Source organism: Leeia sp. (genome assembly GCF_041909055.1).
GTDB lineage: Bacteria > Pseudomonadota > Gammaproteobacteria > Burkholderiales > Leeiaceae > Leeia > Leeia aquatica.
In genome coordinates, this window is sequence record NZ_JAYREC010000003.1 from 394,513 (window position 1) to 412,846 (window position 18,334).

General features: G+C 62.8%; 15 protein-coding genes. 11 read left to right on the forward strand and 4 right to left on the reverse strand.

Annotation, left to right across the window (positions count from 1 at the left end; translation table 11 throughout):
• Positions 1-39: 39 nt before the first annotated feature.
• Complete coding sequence (locus ACE3O2_RS10735) at positions 40-1,173, reverse strand: branched-chain amino acid ABC transporter substrate-binding protein (RefSeq protein WP_168878043.1); 1,134 nt, start codon at positions 1,171-1,173, stop codon at positions 40-42.
• A 412-nt stretch (positions 1,174-1,585) separates the two neighbouring features.
• On the opposite strand from ACE3O2_RS10735, the gene ACE3O2_RS10740 reads away from it, so the two are divergent.
• The 3 genes from ACE3O2_RS10740 to murB all read left to right on the forward strand — a co-directional run bounded on the left by ACE3O2_RS10740 (position 1,586) and on the right by murB (position 5,462).
• Positions 1,586-2,989: an MATE family efflux transporter gene (locus ACE3O2_RS10740; protein WP_374337348.1), complete on the forward strand. Its 1,404-nt coding sequence runs from the start codon at positions 1,586-1,588 to the stop codon at positions 2,987-2,989.
• Between the two features lie 78 nt (positions 2,990-3,067).
• Complete coding sequence (locus tag ACE3O2_RS10745) at positions 3,068-4,456, forward strand: MATE family efflux transporter (RefSeq protein WP_374337350.1); 1,389 nt, start codon at positions 3,068-3,070, stop codon at positions 4,454-4,456.
• Complete coding sequence (murB, locus tag ACE3O2_RS10750; protein WP_374337352.1) at positions 4,446-5,462, forward strand: UDP-N-acetylmuramate dehydrogenase; 1,017 nt, start codon at positions 4,446-4,448, stop codon at positions 5,460-5,462. Before ACE3O2_RS10745 ends, murB begins: the two co-directional genes overlap by 11 nt.
• Here the strand turns inward: murB and ACE3O2_RS10755 are convergent.
• On the reverse strand, positions 5,452-6,708 hold the full coding sequence (locus tag ACE3O2_RS10755) for a multifunctional CCA addition/repair protein (RefSeq protein WP_374337355.1): 1,257 nt from the start codon (positions 6,706-6,708) through the stop codon (positions 5,452-5,454). The two genes, murB and ACE3O2_RS10755, sit on opposite strands and share 11 nt — an antisense overlap.
• 4 nt (positions 6,709-6,712) lie before the next feature.
• Positions 6,713-6,970 carry an accessory factor UbiK family protein gene (locus tag ACE3O2_RS10760; RefSeq protein WP_168878047.1) on the reverse strand — a complete coding sequence of 86 codons (258 nt, stop codon included), beginning with the start codon at positions 6,968-6,970 and terminating at the stop codon, positions 6,713-6,715.
• A gap of 294 nt (positions 6,971-7,264) precedes the next feature.
• Between ACE3O2_RS10760 and ACE3O2_RS10765 the strand changes: the two genes are divergently transcribed.
• From ACE3O2_RS10765 to ACE3O2_RS10795, 7 genes are all read left to right on the forward strand, one after another.
• On the forward strand, positions 7,265-7,603 hold the full coding sequence (locus tag ACE3O2_RS10765) for a P-II family nitrogen regulator (protein ID WP_374337357.1): 339 nt from the start codon (positions 7,265-7,267) through the stop codon (positions 7,601-7,603).
• Positions 7,604-7,621: 18 nt separating this feature from the next.
• On the forward strand, positions 7,622-8,923 hold the full coding sequence (locus ACE3O2_RS10770) for an ammonium transporter (protein ID WP_374337359.1): 1,302 nt from the start codon (positions 7,622-7,624) through the stop codon (positions 8,921-8,923).
• Between the two features lie 213 nt (positions 8,924-9,136).
• A complete protein-coding gene (gene tkt / locus ACE3O2_RS10775) occupies positions 9,137-11,122 on the forward strand; it encodes a transketolase (RefSeq protein WP_374337362.1) in 1,986 nt (661 codons plus the stop codon).
• 175 nt (positions 11,123-11,297) lie between these two features.
• Complete coding sequence (gene gap, locus ACE3O2_RS10780) at positions 11,298-12,311, forward strand: type I glyceraldehyde-3-phosphate dehydrogenase (RefSeq protein ID WP_374337364.1); 1,014 nt, start codon at positions 11,298-11,300, stop codon at positions 12,309-12,311.
• Positions 12,312-12,420: 109 nt separating this feature from the next.
• Positions 12,421-13,596, forward strand: a complete 1,176-nt coding sequence (locus ACE3O2_RS10785) for a phosphoglycerate kinase (RefSeq protein WP_374337366.1) — start codon at positions 12,421-12,423, stop codon at positions 13,594-13,596.
• A gap of 190 nt (positions 13,597-13,786) precedes the next feature.
• Complete coding sequence (gene fba / locus ACE3O2_RS10790; protein ID WP_168878052.1) at positions 13,787-14,851, forward strand: class II fructose-bisphosphate aldolase; 1,065 nt, start codon at positions 13,787-13,789, stop codon at positions 14,849-14,851.
• A gap of 171 nt (positions 14,852-15,022) precedes the next feature.
• The gene (locus ACE3O2_RS10795; RefSeq protein ID WP_374337369.1) at positions 15,023-16,243 is read left to right on the forward strand and encodes a M24 family metallopeptidase; all 1,221 of its coding nucleotides are present in this window, start codon (positions 15,023-15,025) and stop codon (positions 16,241-16,243) included.
• A 1-nt stretch (position 16,244) separates the two neighbouring features.
• Here ACE3O2_RS10795 and ACE3O2_RS10800 read toward each other — a convergent pair whose 3' ends face one another.
• A complete protein-coding gene (locus tag ACE3O2_RS10800; protein ID WP_374337371.1) occupies positions 16,245-17,405 on the reverse strand; it encodes a citrate synthase family protein in 1,161 nt (386 codons plus the stop codon).
• 95 nt (positions 17,406-17,500) lie between these two features.
• On the opposite strand from ACE3O2_RS10800, the gene ACE3O2_RS10805 reads away from it, so the two are divergent.
• Complete coding sequence (locus tag ACE3O2_RS10805; RefSeq protein ID WP_374337373.1) at positions 17,501-18,274, forward strand: class I SAM-dependent methyltransferase; 774 nt, start codon at positions 17,501-17,503, stop codon at positions 18,272-18,274.
• Positions 18,275-18,334 lie beyond the last annotated feature (60 nt).

The following is an 18,334-nucleotide window of genomic DNA, read 5'->3' on the forward strand; positions in this document are numbered from 1 at the left end:
ACCCGAAGGTGCCGTTTCAGGGTGTGATGAGTCAGAGACTCATTTCACCACTTGCACATCTTTCCATGCGCCGTTGGTGAATTGCTTCACGGTCACAGCGCCGCCCTTGATGTCGCCCTTGGCGTCAAAGGAGATGGTACCGGTCACACCGGCCATCTTGATGGCAGCCAGCTTCGGCAGGTACTTGGCCGGTTCGACCGAGTCAGCCTGCTTCATGGCTTCGATGATGGCGTTCATGGCATCGTATTCATACGGTGCATAGATCTGGATATCCATGCCGAACTTGGCCTTGAAGCGCTTCTCGAAGTCCTTGCCCTTCGGCATCATGGCGCGCGGTACACCGGCTTCGGTGCAGTACACGTCGCCGGACATGCCGTCGCCAGCCAGCTTGATCATTTCGCCGGTGCAACCACCGTCACCCACCACGTACTTGGCCTTCAGGCCCAGACGCTTCATTTGCTGCACTTGCGGGCCAGCGGTTGCATCCATGCCACCGTACAACACCACGTCCGGTGCCTTGGCCTTGATGGAGGTCAGCACGGCAGACCAGTCGGTGGTCTTGTCGGTACCGAATTCACGCGCCACCACCTTGCCACCGGCAGCCTTGACAGCCTTTTCCACTTCGTCAGCCAGACCCTGGCCGTAAGCGGTGCGGTCATCAATGATGGCCACGGTCTTGGCCTTCAGGTTCTTGATCGCGAAGGAACCCATGGCGGTGCCTTGTTGCACGTCGTTCGCCACCACGCGGAAGGTGGTCTTGAAGCCTTGCTGGGTGTACTTCGGGTTGGTCGCGGACGGGGAGATCTGCGGAATGCCTGCATCAGAGTAAATCTTGGAGGCCGGGATGGAGGTACCGGAGTTCAGGTGACCCACCACGCCCTTCACGCCAGCATCCACCAGCTTCTGGGCAACCACGGTTGCCGTCTTCGGGTCAGCGGCATCATCTTCCGACACCAGCTGGAAGGTGACCACTTGGCCGCCGATCTTGATCTTCTTGGCGTTGGCTTCTTCAATGGCCATCTTGGCGCCGGCTTCGTTGTCCTTGCCCAGGTGAGCAATACCACCACTCATCGGACTGACCTGGCCGAGCTTGACCACCATGTCGGCGTGAGCAACACCCGCCAGAGCAACAGCGGAAGCAACAGCGATAACCAGCTTGTTCTTGGTAAACATACTCTCTCCTCATGCATTGGCGGGCGAACTTACGTTTCACGTATGCCAATAATATCGGTTTTACTGCTGGGGGTTGGCCATACCCGTACCCTGATGGGGCTTGGGAGCGCGGGAAATTATTACGCCGATTTTTATCTGCTATCAAGCGTTTTCTACAGGTCCGTCCATTTAACCAGCTACTGGACAGCCTTGACCTTGCCCAACACTCGCGGATTGCCGGAATTGTCCGCACCATGACGCTACAGCCCGCGTCACGGCTGAATCGCCATGACAGACGCTGCACAGGCACCCATACAGCAATACGCAAGCCTGATGGGGCCATTAGCCGCTATACTCGTCGGGATCTCAGTAATTTCACGGAGCAGTCAGTGTTGCAAGAATGGCGACAAAACAGCTGTGGCGCGGGCCTGGCATGCTGAATCGCGCGCGCAATGAAGCCCGGCAGCTGGTTCGCCTGGCGCTGCCTTTGATCATCAGCCAGATCGCCTATGTGCTGCTGGGGCTGCTGGATACCCTGATGGCGGCCCCCTCCGGCGCAGTGGCTCTGGCGGCAGTGTCTATGGGCAGCAGCATCTGGATCGCCGTGTTTCTCTCCCTGTTTGGCGTCTGCAGCGCGGTAGGACCGTTTGTTGCGCAATATCATGGTGCCAATGCGCCAGACAAGATTCGCCATGTCACCCAGCAAGCCGTGTGGCTGACCTTGGGCCTGTCCGCATTGGCCGTATTGCTGCTGCTGAATATGCGGCCGTTACTGGAGGCGACAGGCGCACCGGCTGCCGTGATTGCCCAGGCTCATCTGTTCTTGCAGGGTATTGCCATCGGCACCCCCGCCGGGCTATTGGGACGGACCTTGGGCCTGTACGCCTCCAGCACCTCCAATGCCCGCCCCGGCATGTTTTTTGCGCTGGGTGCGGTTGTGCTCAACATTCCGCTGAACTGGCTGCTGATCAACGGTCACTGGGGACTACCCGCCTTGGGGGGCGCTGGCTGTGGCTGGGCCAGCGGCATCAGCATGTGGTTGCTGCTGCCCCTGCAGCTGTGGCACCTGAAGCACTCACCGCGCTACCAAGGCTTTCGCGCCTTGCAGAATTTTTCTCGTCCGCACTGGCCCACGCTCGCGCAGCTGTTACGCTTTGGCTTGCCAATCGGCCTGACTTTCCTCGGTGAAGTCGGGGCATTTTCCAGCGTGGCCCTGTTCATCAGCCGCCTGGGCGAAGTCACCACGGCAGCACACCAGATCGTCACCAGCCTGTCGACCCTGACCTATATGCTGCCGCAGGGGCTCTCCATTGCCCTGTCCATCCGGGTCGCTCAGGCACTGGGTGCGCAGCAGGCGCAAGACGCCCGCTTCCGCTGGCAGGTCGGCCTGCTGCTGGCCCTGCTGGTGGCCTGCGGCAGTGCCAGCCTGATGTGGCTGGCCACCCCGGCGCGGCTCGCTTACCTCTACCATGTCGATCTGCCGGTGCTGCACATCGCCAGCGTGCTGCTGGGGGTGGCGGCCTGGTATCAGTTGTCGGACGCCATACAGGTTTGCGCTGCCGCCGCCCTGCGTGCCTACAAGATCAGTACCCTGCCGATGCTGGCCATGCTCGTCGCGTTCTGGTGCATTGCCATGCCGGTGGGTTACCTGCTGGCTTACCGGCCTGACCTGCTGCCTGGGCTGACCCTGCCACCCTTGGGGGCGCTGGGTTTCTGGCTGGCCTTGCTGCTGGGCCTGACGCTGGCGGCCGGCATGCTGCTGTGGGCCTTGCTCCGGGTCAGCCGCCAGGCCTGCCTGCATTCACCGCCTTTGCAGCCTGCGGCCAGCACGCATTGATTGGCGGATTCCGTCCGTACGATAACGGATAGAATCCGCTACAATGCAAGGCCAACTTTACTTTCGCTCTTTGACACCATGACGTTCCGTACCCGATTTGCCCCTCACATTGCCGAAGGCAATGCCCTCGCTCGCCTTGCCGGCCCTACCATCGTTGCGGGCATGTCCCAGCTGCTGATGGGCTTTGTGGATACCGTCATGGCGGGTCAAACCGGCGCAGTCTCCCTGGCTGGCGTGTCACTGGGGTTGAACACCTGGGTGATCCCCTTTGTCACCCTGTTTGGCCTGCTCAGTGCCATTGGTCCCTTCATTGCCAATCACTATGGGGCCAAGACCTACGCGCAGATTCCCCGCTTGGCCATGCAAGGGATATGGCTGGCCTTGATCTGCGGTGTACTGGTCGTGCTTCTGTTGCTCGGTTGCAGTCAGCTGTTCCATCTGACCGGTGCACAACCGGAGGTGGTAGCGCAGGCGCGGGTCTACCTCTACGGCATGGCATTCGGGACACCGGCAGCCCTGCTGTTCCGGGTGCTCACCTTTTATTCCGCCAGCGTGTCACTTACGCGCCCGATGATGGTGATTGGTCTCGGATCGTTATTGCTCAACATCCCCTTGAACTGGCTGCTGATCTACGGCCACTGGGGCCTGCCTGCCATGGGTGGCGCCGGTTGTGGCTGGGCCAGTGGCATCAGCATGTGGGCAGGCTTCTTTGTGATGGTGTGGCATGTCCGCCGCCACGCCAACTACGCCGCCTTCCGTCTGCCACTGCGTCTGCCCCGACCCGACTGGAGTCTGATCAAGCCCATCTTGCGACTGGGTGCCACCATTGGCGGCACCTACCTGTTTGAAGTGGCCGCCTTTGCCAGCGTCAGCCTGTTTCTGGCCTCATTGGGGGCTGAAGTGGTGGCGGGCCATCAGATCGTGATGAATTTTGCAGCCATGATGTTCATGGTGCCCAGCAATCTGGGGCATGCTCTCACGGTACGCATCGGTCAGCACGTGGGCGCCGGGCGTCTCGATCAAGCGCGGCGGGTCTCCATGGTCGCCCTGCTGATGGTCAGCGCATTTGCGCTGCTGTCGGGCTCGCTGATGTTCCTGTTCCCCTTGCAGATTGCCAGCCTGTACACCAGTGACCACGGCGCATTGCAGGTCGCCATTGGCTTGCTGCCCATCGGTGCGGCCTTCCAGCTCGGCGACTGCCTGCAGGCCTGCGCGGGCGGCGGCTTGCGTGGCTACAAGGTAGGTTCGCTGCCGATGTGGATCATGGGGCTGTCGTTCTGGGTGATTGCCGTACCGCTGGGTTACTGGCTGGCCTTTTCCCCCATCGGAGGTGGCGCACCACTGGGCGCACGCGGCTTCTGGTACGGGCTGACCGCCGGGCTGTTTGTCGCTGCACTGCTGCTCACCGCCAGCCTGTTGCGCGTCAACCGGCAGCGGCTTGTGGCACAATCCGGCCATGCGCATTGAATCTCTCGCGTCACTGACGCCGTATCACACTTTTGCCGTTGCCGCCCACGCCCGCTGGCTGGTTCACATCGAACAGGATGATGAACTCTGGCCCGCACTGAACGATCCACGCTGGGCAGGGCTGCCGCGCCTGATTCTGGGCGGCGGCAGCAACCTGCTGCCCACCGGTGACTTTGCCGGGGTGGTGCTCCGCCTGTGCACACAGGGCAAGCAATGCGTGGCCGAAGATGCCGCATCCTTGTGGGTGGAAGCGGCCGCTGGCGAGACCTGGCATCCTTTTGTGCAGTGGACGCTGTCTCAAGGTGGCTACGGGCTGGAGAACCTGTCGCTGATTCCGGGCACGGTGGGCGCGGCACCCATCCAGAATATTGGCGCCTACGGGGTAGAGCTGAAAGATTGCTTCGAGCAGCTCTCCCTGCTGGATGCACGCGATGGTCGCCTGCATACCCTGAACCGGGAACAGTGCGCCTTTGGCTATCGCGACAGCGTGTTCAAGCACGCTTGGCGCGAGCATGGCATCGTGCTACGGGTTCGTTTCCGCCTGAACAAGACCGCCACCGTACACACCGGCTATGGAGAATTGCAGAAAGAGCTGGACGCCATGCAGGTCAGCGCCCCCACGCCGCTAGACGTGGCACAGGCAGTGATTCGGGTACGCCAGCGCAAGCTGCCGGACCCGGCCGTGATCGGCAATGCCGGCAGCTTTTTCAAAAATCCGCTGGTACCCGCCGCGCAAGCGGCTGCCTTGCTGGCGCAATACCCGAATCTGGTGCACTACCCGGCCGCTGCCGGGCAGGTCAAACTGGCGGCAGGCTGGCTGATCGACCAGTGCGGCTGGAAAGGCCGCCAGCTGGGAGCGGCCGGGGTGTATGAACGGCAAGCACTGGTGCTGGTCAACCACGGCGGTGCCAGCGGTGGCGAAGTGCTGACACTGGCGCAAGCGATTCAGCGCGACGTGATGCAGCGCTTTGGGGTGGCGCTGGAGCCCGAACCCATCATCCTGTAGCGCCGCTGCGCTGCGCGGCCAAAATGGCGCTGACCGCTCGCAAGCGCGCATCATGTACCGCTTGCGGAATGGCCTGTGGTTTGGCGCACGCCTTGGCCACTGCCCCGGCATCCACCGCCCTCGCTGCCTGCTGCAGCTCCAGCCACTGCGCCTGCTGCGGGTAGGCCCGCTGCTGCAGCCCGGTCCGCCCTTGCGCATCAAAGCGGCACGCCTGCACCAGCTCGGCAAAGCGCTCCGGCCGACGGAAGGCATCCGCCCGCTCCAGCAACTTGAGCACCGTGCTCGGCCGCAGCTCGGCCAGACGGTGAATCTGCAAATGCAACAGGCACACCAGCTCGGCCAGCTCACGCAAGGCGGCTGGCAGCTTCAGACGCTCGCACACCGCGCTGACCACAGGCACGCCAGCCTGCTCATGCCCATGGTGGCGGGGCCAGTCCGCCGGGTCCGTCAGCCCCTTGCCCAGATCATGCAGCAACACCGCCCAGCGCACCGCCAGCGACGCGCCTTGCTGGGCCGCGAGGTCCAAGGCCAGTAGCACATGCTCGCCACTGTCCACTTCCGGATGATGCAGTGGCGGCTGTGGCACCCCGAACAACCGGTCCAGCTCCGGCAGGATCACCGCCAGCGCCCCACTCTCCCGCAGGCTGCGGATCATCAGCGAAGGCCGGGCTTCCATCAGCCCCTTGGCAAATTCCTGCCACACCCGCTCGGCAACCAGATGGTCCAGCTCACCGCTTTGCACCAGCTGCCGTAGCAGGGCAGCGGTTTCCGGTGCAGTCTGAAAACCAAAACGGGCGGCAAAACGGGCCAGCCGCAACACCCGCACCGGGTCTTCCACAAATGCCGGGCTCACGTGACGCAGCAGCCCGGCGCGCAAATCCGCCTCACCGCCGTAGGGGTCAACCAGCAGACCCTCCGCGCTTTCGGCCATGGCATTGATGGTAAGATCCCGCCGGGCCAGGTCTTGCTCCAGCGTAACCTCCGGATCGGCGTGAACCACAAAGCCGGTATAACCACTGCCCGACTTGCGCTCGGTACGCGCCAGCGCGTACTCCTCGTGGCTGACCGGGTGCAGGAACACCGGGAAATCCCGCCCCACCGGCTGAAAGCCCCGGCTCAGCAGCGCTTCCGCGCGTGCGCCAACCACCACGTAGTCATGGTCCTTGACCGGCAGTCCCAGCAGGCGGTCGCGCACCGCGCCGCCCACCCGGTAGACCTGCAAGCCTTGCAACAAGGGATCCTGCATCCCCTCAGGCCTCATCTGCCTCATGCGGCTGTGGCGGCGTTTCCAGCGCCTGCAGCCGCGCCTCCAGAGCGGCGAGCTGCTCACGGGTTCGCGCCAGCACCTGGGTCTGTACATCAAACTCTTCGCGGGTCACCAGATCCAGCTTGCCGAATGCGCTACCCAGCATGGCCTTGACGTTCTTCTCCAGATCTTTGGCCGGGCTGTTGGCCAGCAATTCAGAGAATTTCTGTGACAGCTCATCCTTCAGTTTGTCTCGCAACATGGTTTGTGTCCTTTGTCCAAACAGCTTGTCTGCATTGTATGCCATTCCGTCGGCGCATCGGCAGTGCAGCACATCAAAGTCCATGCACCAACGCGGTGCAGTCTGATGCGCATCCCGTCACACCCTGGTGCATGAGCGGCCTGCAATCACGGCGCTACCGCGCCTGGCGGGGCACTGTAGGGCTGGCACGCCTTTTGCCAGTAGGAAGGAAACAGCATGTTGCTGTGCAATAAAAAGCGGGCCGCCCTGCGCAGAACACCGCATCCCTTCCTCAGACTGGAGATAGGAACTGTCATGAAGTTCATTTCAGCGGTAATCAAGCCATTCAAACTGGACGAGGTGCGCGAAGCCTTGTCCGCCATCGGCGTACAAGGGTTGACCGTCAGCGAGGTCAAAGGTTTCGGACGGCAGAAGGGGCACACCGAGTTATACCGGGGTGCCGAGTATGTGGTGGACTTCCTGCCCAAGGTCAAAGTTGAGGTCGCGCTCGACGATGCACTGGTCGATCAGGCGGTGGAAGCGATTGAACAGGCCGCGCGCACCGGCAAGATCGGTGACGGCAAGGTGTTTGTATTCGATCTGGAACAAGTGGTCCGCATTCGCACTGGCGAAAGCGGTTCTGACGCCCTGTAAACCGCTGGAGCCCTGAACATGAAGATGTCCCGTTTTCTGCTGGCGCTGGCCAGCCCTGCCTTGGCGATGCCGGCATTGGCCGGCGCACCGGTCACCCTGGATCGCGGCGATACCGCCTGGATGCTGGTTGCCACCGCACTGGTATTGTTTATGACCCTGCCTGGTCTGGCGCTGTTCTACAGTGGCATGGTTCGCCGCAAGAACGTGTTGGCCACCATGATGCAAAGCTTCGCCATCACGGCTGCGGTCAGCGTACTGTGGGTGGTGGTGGGCTATAGCCTGGCGTTTGACCCGAACAACAGCTTCATTGGTGGTCTGGGCCGGGTGATGCTGCGCGGCATCGACCACAGCACCCTGTGGACCGATGGTGCCGGAACCGCTTACACCATCCCGGAACTGCTGTTCATGATGTTCCAGATGACCTTTGCCATCATTACCCCGGCACTGATCACCGGTGCCTTTGCCGAGCGGATGAAGTTTTCTGCCATGCTGCTGTTCTCGGTACTGTGGTCACTGGTGGTCTATGCCCCGGTCGCGCACTGGGTGTGGCAAGCCGGGGGCTGGCTGTTCGCCAAAGGAGCACTTGACTTTGCTGGCGGCACCGTGGTGCACATCAACGCCGGTGTCGCTGGTCTGGTGTGCGCCCTGATGCTCGGCAAGCGGGTGGGCTTTGGCCGTGAAGCCATGCCTCCACACAATCTGGTGCTGACCCTGATTGGTACCGGCATGTTGTGGGTTGGCTGGTTTGGTTTCAATGCGGGTAGCTGGCTGGCCGCCGATGGTCGTGCCGTGATGGCCATGGTCGCCACCCAGGTGGCCGCTGCTGCCGCCGCCCTGAGCTGGCTGTTTGCAGAGTGGCTGGGCAAGGGCAAGCCATCGGTGCTGGGCCTCGCCTCGGGTGCCGTTGCCGGTCTGGTGGCCATCACCCCGGCCTCGGGTTATGTGGGGGTAGGCGGTGCCTTGGTGCTGGGTCTGGTCGCCGGTATTGTCTGCTACTGGAGCGCCACCTGGCTCAAGCACAAGCTGGGCTACGACGACTCGCTGGACGCCTTTGGCGTGCATGGTGTCGGCGGCATTCTCGGCGCCCTGCTGACCGGTGTACTGGCTGACGCCAGCATCACCAAGGGCACCCCGGTACTGCTGCCCCCCATGGAGCAGCTGTGGGTACAAACCCAGGCCACGCTGGCGACGGCGGGCTACACCCTGGTGGTGACCTGGCTCTTGCTGAAAGTGCTGGACATGACCATCGGGCTACGTGTCAGCACCGATGAAGAGCGCGAAGGGCTGGACATTGTGCTGCATGGCGAGCACGTCGAATGATCACTCCTGTCCTGCCATAAACAGGGCATGTCTCTTGATGGCCGCCGGCTTGCCCGGCGGTTTTTTTTCGACCCTGTCCCCCTGATAAACCCTTAATTGTGCTGGTACTAAAATGGTCTGCCTTGCCGCCATCCGGCCCGATACGCGATAATTAGCAGATTTTATTTTGCCCCCACCCCCTGCGTGACCCTACTCGCACAATAGGAACTTGCAATGGTTTCCCGTACCGACCTCGCCAACGCCATTCGCGCCCTTGCCATGGACGCCGTGCAACAAGCCAATTCTGGCCACCCCGGCATGCCGATGGGCATGGCCGACATCGCCGTGGCCTTGTGGCATGGCGAGCTGAAGCACAATCCTGCCAACCCGAAGTGGCCCAACCGTGACCGCTTTGTGCTGTCCAACGGCCATGGCTCGATGCTGCTGTACAGCTTGCTGCATCTGACCGGTTACGACCTGTCGATCGACGACCTCAAGCAGTTCCGCCAACTGCACAGCCGCACGCCGGGCCACCCGGAGTATGGCTACGCACCGGGCGTGGAAACCACCACCGGCCCGCTGGGGCAGGGTATTGCCAATGCGGTGGGCATGGCACTGGCCGAAAAGATGCTGGCCGCCGAATTCAATCGCGACGGTTTTGACCTGATCAACCATCACACCTATGTGTTCCTCGGTGATGGCTGCCTGATGGAAGGCATTTCACACGAAGCCTGCTCGCTGGCCGGTACGCTGGGGCTGGACAAGCTGGTGGTGTTCTACGACGACAACGGCATTTCCATCGACGGCCACGTCGAAGGCTGGTTCACCGACAACACGCCGCAACGCTTTGCTGCCTATGGCTGGCATGTGATCCCCAAGGTGGATGGTCATGACGCCGACGCGGTGAGCCGCGCGATTGCCGAAGCCAAAACCGCAGGCAAACCCACCCTGATCTGCTGCCAGACCGTGATCGGCAAGGGTTCGCCCAACAAGCAAGGCACCCACGACAGCCACGGCGCACCGCTAGGGGCAGACGAGATTGCCGCCACCCGCGCCGCCATTGGCTGGCCGCACGCTGCGTTCGACATCCCGGCGCCGATCGCTGAAGCCTGGAATGCCCGCACCAAGGGTGAGGCCCTGGAAGCCGAGTGGAACCAGCGCTTCGCCGCTTACCAGCAAGCCCACCCGCAGCTGGCTGCCGAACTGAGCCGCCGTCTGTCCGGTGAACTGCCGGCCGACTTCGCCCAGTACGCTGCCGAGCAACTGCAAGCGGTAGACAGCAAGGCGGAAACCATTGCCACCCGCAAGGCCAGCCAGAACGCCATTCAGGCGCTGGCACCGAAACTGCCGGAACTGATCGGCGGCTCGGCCGACTTGGCCGGGTCCAACCTGACCCTGTGGAAAGGGGCCAGCGGCGTCAGCAAGGAAGCCGGTGGCAACTACATTTACTACGGCGTACGCGAGTTCGGCATGGCCGCCATCATGAACGGCATGACCCTGTACGGCGGCTTCCGTCCGTTCGGCGGCACCTTCCTGATGTTCTCGGAATACGCCCGCAATGCCCTGCGCATGGCGGCGCTGATGAAGATCAACCCGATCTTCGTGTTCACCCACGATTCGATCGGCCTCGGCGAAGATGGTCCGACCCACCAGCCGGTGGAACAGACCGCGACCCTGCGCATGATCCCGAACATGGACGTGTGGCGTCCGGCCGATACCGCGGAAGCGCTGGTGGCCTGGCAAGTGGCGGTGGAACACCGCAACACCCCAAGCTGCCTGATCTTCAGCCGCCAGAATCTGGCCTACCAGCCGAAGGATGCCCAGCAGCTGGCGGATATCCGCAAGGGCGGCTATGTGCTGAAAGCCGAAGCGGGTGAACTGAAGGCGGTACTGATCGCCACCGGTTCCGAAGTTGATCTGGCGGTGAAAGCGCAAGCTGCGCTGGCCGAGCAAGGCATCCACGTTCGCGTGGTGTCGATGCCGTCACCCTTCCTGTTTGACCGTCAGGACAGTAGCTACCAGCACGCCGTTTTGCCACGCCACATTCCGCGCGTGGCGATTGAGGCCGGGGTGTCGGACTACTGGCGCAAGTATGTCGGCCTGCATGGTGCGGTTGTCGGCATCGACACCTTTGGTGAATCCGCCCCGGCCCCTGCCCTGTTCAAGCAATTTGGCTTTACCGTGGATAACGTGGTCGCCCAGGTCAAGGCGATCCTGTAATCCCGCGCAGTATCCCGATGACGCCCTGCTCCCGCCTCTCCCCCAGCTGCCTGCGGCAGCGGGGCCTCATCACCCCGTCTTCCCCCATCCTCCCCCAATCGGATGGTCAGGCACCCCCATGCCGGGCGGACGGTCTTGTCAAACCCACTCGTGAAACCGTAAGGAGTCTCCCCCCATGATCCGCATCGCCATCAACGGCTACGGTCGGATTGGCCGCAATGTGCTGCGTGCCTTGTACGAAACCCAGCGCCGCAGCGAATTCAAGCTGGTGGCCATCAACGCTTCGGGCGATCTGGAAACCAACGCCCACCTGACCAAGTACGATACCGTGCACGGCCGCTTCCCGTTTGAGGTGAAGGCCGATGCCGACGGCAAGTGGCTACGGGTCAACGGTGAGGACATCCGTTTCTTCTCGACCCGTAACCCGGCAGAACTGCCGTGGGGGGAGCTGGGGGTGGACGTAGTACTGGAATGTACCGGTGCCTTTACCAGCAAAGCCAAGGCCAAGGTGCACCTGGAAGCGGGCGCCCGCAAGGTGTTGATCTCGGCACCGGGCGACAAGGACGTGGATGCCACCATCGTGGTCGGCGTCAACGAGCACATTCTGCGCCCGGAGCATGTGGTGGTGTCAAACGCCTCCTGCACCACCAACTGCCTGGCACCGATCGTCAAGGTGCTGCACGAGGCCATCGGCATTGAAAAAGGGGTGATGACCACCATCCACGCCTACACCAATGATCAGGTGCTGACCGACGTGCGCCACAAGGACCTGCGCCGTGCCCGCTCGGCCACGCAAAGCATGATCCCGACCAAGACAGGTGCCGCTGCCGCAGTGGGGCTGGTACTGCCGGAACTCAATGGCCAACTGGATGGTTTCTCCATCCGGGTACCGACCATCAATGTGTCGATGGTGGATCTGGCGGTGGTGCTCAAGCGCAATACCGACAAGAACGAAGTCAATCAGCTGATGGCAGATGCAGCCAGCGGCAAGATGAAGGGCATCATTGACTACAACGACGAGCCGCTGGTGTCGGTGGATTTCAACCACACCCCGGCGTCGAGCATTTTTGACTCCACCCTCACCAAGGTGCTGGATGGCAACCTGCTCAATGTGTCGGCCTGGTACGACAATGAGTGGGGCTACTCCTGCCGCATGCTGGATGCTGCCAAGGCCTTGATGGCCGTTTGAGCGTTTCCGCTGCAGCAGGGCGATGGCGGGGGTGCGTCATCGGACAGAGATGGAGCAACCGGGATCGCCCGGCTGTGATGCGGATTCCAACTGAAACAGGAGTGGTGGCATGCAATTCAAGAAACTGAGTGATCAAGCGCTGGCAGGCAAGCGGGTGCTGATTCGCGTCGACATGAACGTGCCGGTCAAGGACGGTATGATTGGCGACGATACCCGTATCCGCGCCTCCTTGCCGTCGATTGAGCTGGCGCTGGCACAGGGTGCATCGGTGTTGCTGATGACCCATCTGGGCCGGCCGACCGAAGGTGAGCTCAAGCCGGAAGACAGCCTGGCCCCGGTGGTCGCCCGCCTGGCTGAGCTGCTGGGCAAGCCGGTGCGACTGGTGGCCGACTGGCAGCAACACGGCGTGTCGCTGGCAGCAGGTGAAGTCGCCATGCTGGAGAACGTGCGCTGCAATGTCGGCGAGAAGAAGAACAGCGATGCACTGGGGCAGGCCTATGCCGCGCTGTGTGATGTGTTCGTGAACGATGCCTTTGGTACCGCCCACCGTGCCGAGGCTTCCACCCACGCCGTTGCCAAGTTTGCCCCGGTCACCTGCGCCGGGGTGCTGCTGGCGGCGGAACTGGACGCTCTGGGCAAGGCGCTGGCACAACCGGCTCGCCCGCTGGTCGCCATCGTGGCGGGCTCCAAGGTCTCCACCAAGCTGACCATTCTGGAGGCACTGGCCGACAAGGTAGACCAGTTGATCGTCGGCGGTGGTATCGCCAACACCTTCCTGCTGGCTGAAGGCCACCAGATCGGCAAGTCGCTGGCCGAGCCGGACCTGCTGGATGCAGCCCGTGCCGTCATTCAGAAGCTGCGCGCCCGCGGTGGCAAGGTGCCGCTGCCGCAAGATGTGGTGGTGGCCAGCGAATTCAGCGCCACGGCCACGGCCACGGTGAAGCCGCTGGCGGCCGTCGGGGCCGACGAGATGATCCTCGATATTGGCCCGAACGCCGCCAATGAGCTGGCCGAGCTGATTGCCCATGCTGGTACGGTGGTGTGGAATGGCCCGGTCGGTGTGTTTGAATTCGACCAGTTTGGCAAGGGTACCGAAACGCTGGCACGCGCCATTGCCGATAGCGCGGCCTTCTCGATTGCCGGTGGCGGCGATACGCTGGCGGCGGTGGCCAAGTATGGCATTACCGAGCAGGTATCCTATATTTCCACCGGTGGCGGCGCCTTCCTCGAGTTCCTCGAAGGCAAGGTGCTGCCGGCGGTGGACATCCTGCAACAGCGCGCCTGATCAACGGCCTATCGGATGTGGTCTGCCTGACATGGCAGACCACTTGCAGTGGTCCCATAGCGGTCTGCTTGGCGGCAGGCAGGCCAGTGTTACAATACGCCACTGCAAGCAGCATACCACTCGACTGAAATCGTGCGGTTGCCCCTCCCCCGCCGCAAGGCACGGGGCACCGCCAACCCCGGAGATTCGCATGCCTCTCGTATCCATGCGCCAGTTGCTCGACCACGCTGCCGAGCACAGCTATGGCCTGCCCGCTTTCAACGTCAACAATCTGGAACAGATGCGCGCCATCATGGAAGCGGCCGATAAGACCGACAGCCCGGTGATCGTGCAGGCTTCCGCCGGTGCCCGCAAATACGCGGGTGCACCGTTTCTGCGCCACCTGATTCTGGCGGCGGTGGAAGAGTTTCCGCATATCCCGGTGGTGATGCATCAGGACCACGGCACCAGTCCGGCCATTTGCCAGCGCTCGATCCAGCTGGGCTTCAGTTCGGTGATGATGGACGGCTCGCTGGCTGAAGATGGCAAAACCCCGACTGACTACGACTATAACGTGCGGGTGACCCGTACCACCGTTGAAATGGCTCACGCCTGCGGTGTGTCGGTGGAAGGTGAAATCGGTTGCCTGGGCTCGCTGGAAACTGGCATGGCCGGTGAGGAAGATGGCGTGGGTGCCGAAGGCACGCTGGACCATTCACAGCTGCTGACCGACCCAGAAGAAGCCGCCCGTTTTGTGCGTGACACCCAGGTGGATGCGCTGGCGATCGCCATTGGCACCAGCCATGGCGCCTACAAGTTCAGCCGCCCGCCGACCGGCGACATCCTGGCAATTGACCGCATCAAGGCCATCCACGCCCGCATCCCCAACACCCATCTGGTGATGCACGGCAGCTCCAGCGTGCCGCAGGACTGGCTGGCGGTGATCAACGAGTTTGGTGGCCAGATTCCGGAAACCTACGGTGTGCCGGTCGAAGAGATCGTGGAAGGCATCAAGCACGGCGTACGCAAGGTCAATATTGACACTGACCTGCGCCTGGCGTCCACGGGTGCCATCCGCCGCTTCCTCGCCAAGAACCCGGCCGAATTCGACCCGCGCAAGTACCTGAAGGAAACCGTCACCGCCATGCGTGACATCTGCGTGGCCCGCTACGAAGCGTTTGGTGCCGCCGGGCAGGCCAGCAAGATCAAGGCCCTGTCGCTCGATGCCATGGCCAGCCGCTACGCCAAGGGCGAGCTGGCAGCCGTCGTTCGCTGATCCCTTCCCCTCACCCGCCGGGCGGCGCATCCGCCCGGCGGGTTTCGCTCGTCCTTGTCCCCCGCTATAATACGGCTGCATTTTTTAGTCGGACCAATCAAATGGGATGTTGGTCAGGCCGGGAAACTGTTTTTTAGCGACACCTGACAACATAACAAGGATTGAGGACAAATGAGTATCGGCATCGGCGGCAGTACGCCCGAAGCAGCACTGGCCCGACTGTCAGACATGACAGCGGGTGCACACCCTATTGAGCAGGCCGAGTATCAGGCCCGCATCGCCAAGGCCCAGGCTTATATGCAGGCAAACGGTATCGACGCCGTCTATCTGCATGCCGGGACCGACCTGTATTATTTCACCGGCACCCGCTGGAACCCCAGCGAGCGTATGGTCGGCGCCTTGCTGCCCGCACACGGGCCCGTGCGTTACATCTCGCCCTGGTTTGAGATTGGCACCCTGCGCGACTACATGGCGGTGGAGGGTGAAGTGCTGGCCTGGCATGAGCACGAGAGCCCGTATGCGCTATTTGTACGCATGCTGGATACACTGCCAGCCCAGGGTCGTCGCCCGGTGATCGGTTTGAGCGAAAGCACGCCGTTCTTTGTGGTCAATGGCATCCAGAAGCTGACCACCGCCTATGATTTTGTGGACGCCAAGCCGGTGACGGCACATTGCCGTACCTGCAAGTCCCCCGCCGAAATTGCACTGATGCAACGCGCCAAGGACATGACACTGGAAGTGCACAAGGCCGTCGCCAGCATCCTGCATGAAGGCATCACCACGACCGAGGTAGAAGCCTTCATTGAAGCGGCGCATCGCAAGGTCGGCGCCAACGGCTCCTACTTCTGCATCGTGCTGTTTGGCGAGGCCAGCGCGTTCCCGCACGGCGTGAAGTATCCGCAGACGCTGAAGCAAGGCGACATGGTGCTGATCGACACCGGCTGCAAATTGCACAGTTACATCTCGGACATCACCCGCAGCTACGTGTTCGGCGAGGCCAGCCCACGCCAGCGTGAGATCTGGAAAGCCGAAAAAGCCGCACAGGCTGCAGCCTTCAAGGCAGCGCAGCTGGGTGTGCCGTGCAAGGAGGTGGATGCCGCTGCACGCCGCTGTCTGGCCGCCCACGGCCTGAGCGCCGGTTACGACCTGCCAGGCCTGCCGCACCGTACCGGCCACGGTATCGGGCTGGACATCCACGAGTGGCCGTACCTGGTCGGCAGCGATGATACCCCGCTGCAGGTTGGCATGTGCTTCAGTAACGAGCCAATGATCTGTGTACCCGGCGCATTCGGCATCCGTCTGGAAGACCACTTCTACATGAGCGAAGACGGCCCGCGCTGGTTCACCCAGCCATCGCACAGTATCGACGATCCGTTCGGTCTGGCCGCCTGAGTCAGTCCAGCAAACGAACCCGCCGCCCCGGTGGCGCGGGTTCACGGTCTGGCAGCGGGCCGGTATAGTCAGCCCGCGGCCGGATCGGCTGCCCTTGCGCCACCTGCTCCAGTGCATGCGCCATCCAGCCGACGCTTCGCCCTAGGGCAAACAGGGTGAACGCGGCATCCTGCGGCCATTGCCAGTGCCGTGCCAGTGCCACCAAACCAAAGTCCAGGCTGGGCGGTGCGGCCCCTGCGGCCTGCATCTCCTGCGCCAGCTGCACCCCAGCGTCCGACATCGGCAGGGTAGCCAGCATCAGGCGTGCCCGCGGGTCGCCTTGCGGGTACAGGGGATGTCCCCACCCCACCGACGCTTGTCCTGCCGCCGCCTGCAACGCCACCCGCCGCGCCACTGTTTCCGTTGGCAGCTGCGCCCACCAGGTCGCCACCTCACGGGTCGCGCCGCCGTGCCGGGCTCCGCTCAGCGCCGCCATCGCCCCCAGCAGTACCGCAGCCAGATCAGCCCCGGTTGCCGCAATGCAGCGCGCGGTAAAGCTGGAGGGGTTCAGTTCATGGTCAGCACACAGCACCAGCGCCAGCCGGATGGCCTCAGCCGATTCCGGCCGCTCCCAGGCCTGTGCACACCAGTGGTGTAGGGCTAGCCCTGGGTCGCCCTGACCCAGCAGCGCTTGGGCCACCGTGCGCACCAAGCCCATCGCCGTGACCGGTAGCAAGGAAGACTGCCCCACACAACGCGCCAGTGCCGCCCACACATCCAGCCCCTGCAAGGTGGCTGGAGCACGGCACTGCGCCCAGTCCTCTCCCGGCACCTGCCACAGCAAGCGGGCGACGTCCTCCAGCGTAGCCTGCTGTGCCAGCCGGGTGACCGCACGCCCCCGGTAATACAGCTCCCCCGCCTGCACCAGCGTCAGCGCGGATTGCAGCACCGGCTGGCCCCAGTCCAGCGAGCGGGCCGCAGCTGCACGACCACTGCGCGCCTGCTGCCGTGCACGCAAGCGCACCAGCTCCTTCACCGCATAGCGGTGATGCCGTCCCTGCTCACGCGGGTGCAGCCAGCCCCGGCTGACGTAGGCGTAGAGGGTGGCACGGCTCACCCCCAGCCATGCGGAAGCCGCCTTGGCGTCCAGCCAGTCGGTATCAGGGAGGTCAGGTTGATTCATTGCATCAAGATTGACCGTTTCCGCAGCGCTGCGCAATAGTGCGCATGCATGCAGCTCCCCGCCCGGGCGGATCCATCGCAATTGGGGATGACATCATGAATTACGATTTTGGTTTGACTGCGACCGACTACGCTACCCACCGCGCGGGCTTTCCGCCGGATCTGTTTGCCCGCCTGCAACCTTATGGCATCGGCCTGAAAGGCCAGCGCTTGCTGGATCTGGCAACGGGTACCGGCACACTGGCTCGAGGCTTTGCCCTGCGCGGCTGCCGCGTCAGCGGGCTGGACATTGCGGCGCCCATGATGGCGCAAGCACGCGAACTGGACCAGCGTGCCGGGGTGGTGGTGGACTACCACCTGGGTCGCGCCGAGGCGACCGGTCTGCCCGAAGGGTCATTTGACGTGGTCAGCGCCGGACAGTGCTGGCACTGGTTTGACGCCCAACAGGCGACACAGGAAATACGGCGTCTATTGCGGCCCAGTGGTGCGGTTCTGATTGCCAGCTTCGACTGGTTGCCGCGCCCAGGCAATCTGGTCGCTGCGATGGAGGCGCTGGTCAAGCAGCATAATCCGGCGTGGGACAAAGATGGTGGCTGCGGCATCCACCCAGACCGCCTCAACGATCTGCTGGATGCCGGTTTTGTCGGGCTGGAAAGTTTCAGTTTTGATCTGGATGTTCCTTACACGCCCGAGGCCTGGCGTGGTCGCATCCGGGCCAGCGCGGGGGTGGGTGCTTCACTGCCGCCCGACGCGGTAGCCCGCTTTGACGAGGCCCATAGCCAACTGTTACAGACACGGTTTCCGCAGGACATGCTGCAGGTACCCCACCGGGTGTTTGCGGTCATCGCCCGTAAGCTGGCTGCCACATAAATTCACATCCTCAGGGTCCAGAAAACGCTAAACTAAAAGGGCTTATCCCTGAAAGTTGCA

Excerpts from the sequence above, each read along its gene's own strand:
- ACE3O2_RS10735 (WP_168878043.1), bottom strand. The coding sequence starts at position 1,173 with ATGTTTACCAAGAACAAGCTGGTTATCGCTGTTGCTTCCGCTGTTGCT.
- ACE3O2_RS10740 (WP_374337348.1), top strand. The coding sequence starts at position 1,586 with ATGCTGAATCGCGCGCGCAATGAAGCCCGGCAGCTGGTTCGCCTGGCG.
- ACE3O2_RS10745 (WP_374337350.1), top strand. The coding sequence starts at position 3,068 with ATGACGTTCCGTACCCGATTTGCCCCTCACATTGCCGAAGGCAATGCC.
- murB (WP_374337352.1), top strand. The coding sequence starts at position 4,446 with ATGCGCATTGAATCTCTCGCGTCACTGACGCCGTATCACACTTTTGCC.
- ACE3O2_RS10755 (WP_374337355.1), bottom strand. The coding sequence starts at position 6,708 with ATGCAGGATCCCTTGTTGCAAGGCTTGCAGGTCTACCGGGTGGGCGGC.
- ACE3O2_RS10760 (WP_168878047.1), bottom strand. The coding sequence starts at position 6,970 with ATGTTGCGAGACAAACTGAAGGATGAGCTGTCACAGAAATTCTCTGAA.
- ACE3O2_RS10765 (WP_374337357.1), top strand. The coding sequence starts at position 7,265 with ATGAAGTTCATTTCAGCGGTAATCAAGCCATTCAAACTGGACGAGGTG.
- ACE3O2_RS10770 (WP_374337359.1), top strand. The coding sequence starts at position 7,622 with ATGAAGATGTCCCGTTTTCTGCTGGCGCTGGCCAGCCCTGCCTTGGCG.
- tkt (WP_374337362.1), top strand. The coding sequence starts at position 9,137 with ATGGTTTCCCGTACCGACCTCGCCAACGCCATTCGCGCCCTTGCCATG.
- gap (WP_374337364.1), top strand. The coding sequence starts at position 11,298 with ATGATCCGCATCGCCATCAACGGCTACGGTCGGATTGGCCGCAATGTG.
- ACE3O2_RS10785 (WP_374337366.1), top strand. The coding sequence starts at position 12,421 with ATGCAATTCAAGAAACTGAGTGATCAAGCGCTGGCAGGCAAGCGGGTG.
- fba (WP_168878052.1), top strand. The coding sequence starts at position 13,787 with ATGCCTCTCGTATCCATGCGCCAGTTGCTCGACCACGCTGCCGAGCAC.
- ACE3O2_RS10795 (WP_374337369.1), top strand. The coding sequence starts at position 15,023 with ATGAGTATCGGCATCGGCGGCAGTACGCCCGAAGCAGCACTGGCCCGA.
- ACE3O2_RS10800 (WP_374337371.1), bottom strand. The coding sequence starts at position 17,405 with ATGAATCAACCTGACCTCCCTGATACCGACTGGCTGGACGCCAAGGCG.
- ACE3O2_RS10805 (WP_374337373.1), top strand. The coding sequence starts at position 17,501 with ATGAATTACGATTTTGGTTTGACTGCGACCGACTACGCTACCCACCGC.